Consider the following 1,369-nt stretch of genomic DNA (forward strand, 5'->3'; position numbering starts at 1 on the left):
CGCACCATCTGGACAGCAGGAACTGGACTATGGGCAAGGTAACAGGCTTTCTCGAAATCGACCGGCAGGTGCACAAGTACCAGCCGGCCTCCGATCGCATCCGGCATTTCCGTGAATTCACGCTGCCGATGTCCGACAAGGAGGTCGAGAAACAGGCCGCGCGCTGCATGGATTGCGGCATTCCGTTCTGCCATGGGCCGACCGGTTGCCCGATCCACAACCAGATTCCGGACTGGAATGACCTCGTCTACAATGGCGACTGGGACAATGCGATCCGCAACCTGCATTCGACCAACAATTTCCCGGAGTTCACCGGCCGCATCTGCCCCGCACCTTGCGAGGAAGCCTGCACGCTGAACCTCGAGGACATCCCCGTCGCCATCAAGACGGTCGAGCAGGCGATCGCCGACAAGGCTTACGAGACCGGCCATATCAGGCCCTATCCGCCGGAGAAGAAGACCGGCAAGCGCGTCGCCGTCATCGGCTCCGGCCCGGCCGGCATGTCGGCTGCCCAGCAGCTCGGCCGCGCCGGCCACGACGTCCATGTCTATGAGCGCGAGAGCCGGCCCGGCGGGTTGATGCGTTACGGCATTCCCGACTTCAAGATCGAGAAGCACTATATCGACCGGCGCATCGAGCAGATGCAGGGCGAGGGCGTCACCTTCCATTGCGGCGTCAATGTCGGCGTCGACAAGCCGGTTGCCGAGCTGCTCGCCGAACATGACGCCGTGCTTTATTGCGGCGGTTCCGAAACGCCGCGCGCGGCCGGCATTCCCGGCGACGATCTCGGCGGCGTGCATGACGCGATGCCCTATCTGGTGCAGCAGAACAGGCGTGTCGGCGGCGAACCGATCCAGTCGGTGGCGTGGCCGTCGCATCCGATCCTCGCCGGCGGCCAGCATGTCGTCGTCGTCGGCGGCGGCGACACTGCCTCCGACTGCGTCGGCACCGCCTTCCGCCAGGGCGCGGTGCGCGTCACCCAGCTCGACATCCGGCCGCAGCCGCCGGAAAAGGAAGACAAGCTGTCGGTCTGGCCATACTGGGCGACCAAGATGCGCACGTCATCCTCGCAGGCCGAAGGCGCCTAGCGCGAATTCCAGGTGGCGACGCTTGAATTCATCGGCGAAAACGGCCAGCTGACCGGGGTCAAATGCTGCGAAGTCGACGAAAAGCGCAAGCCGATCGCCGGCACCGAATTCGTCATCCGCGCCGATCTCGCGTTCATCGCCATCGGCTTTGCCGGGCCAGCCGCTCGCGGGCCGGTGTCGGAACTGGCCGGCCAGATGAAGATCGCCATTGACAGCCGCCGCTCGAAGAATGTCGAGGCCAATGACCGGGACTACAGGACCAGCGTCGAAAAGCTCTATGC

1 pseudogene is annotated in these 1,369 nt (G+C 64.5%); it reads left to right on the forward strand.

The features are described 5' to 3' along the window. Positions 1 to 29: 29 nt before the first annotated feature. A pseudogene (locus tag EN893_RS34090) lies at positions 30 to 1,369 on the forward strand (glutamate synthase subunit beta); the annotation flags it as partial.

It is taken from the genome of Mesorhizobium sp. M7A.F.Ca.CA.004.04.2.1 (assembly GCF_004022825.1).
In the GTDB taxonomy this organism is placed as follows: Bacteria; Pseudomonadota; Alphaproteobacteria; order Rhizobiales; family Rhizobiaceae; genus Mesorhizobium.